This window comes from Mesorhizobium sp., assembly GCF_005063415.1.
GTDB lineage: Bacteria > Pseudomonadota > Alphaproteobacteria > Rhizobiales > Rhizobiaceae > Mesorhizobium.
This window is the reverse complement of record NZ_SUEG01000450.1, coordinates 1-213: the sequence shown is the minus strand read 5'-3', so window position 1 is coordinate 213 and position 213 is coordinate 1. Positions and strand designations below refer to the sequence as shown.

Genomic DNA, 213 nt, shown 5'->3' with positions numbered 1-213 from the left:
ATGCAGATCGGCCCGCGCGCCGACGTGCCCGAGTGGAACAACCAGGGCAGGGGGTCGGCGCCGCTCGACCCCGCCGATGCCACCGATCCGGGTGTCTGGGCGATCTCCTGTTTCTTCATCCGGACCAAGGCGCGGGGTAGGGGCGTGTCGCACCGCCTGGTCGGAGGCGGCATCGACTTCGCACGGGAAAATGGCGCGCGGCTGCTCGAGGCG

The 213-nt window shown here is 70.9% G+C and carries 1 protein-coding gene; it reads left to right on the top strand.

From position 1 onward, the window contains the following. Positions 1-213 (top strand): GNAT family N-acetyltransferase (locus E5W70_RS33010; protein ID WP_292665552.1); only part of this gene is annotated, 213 nt, incomplete at both ends.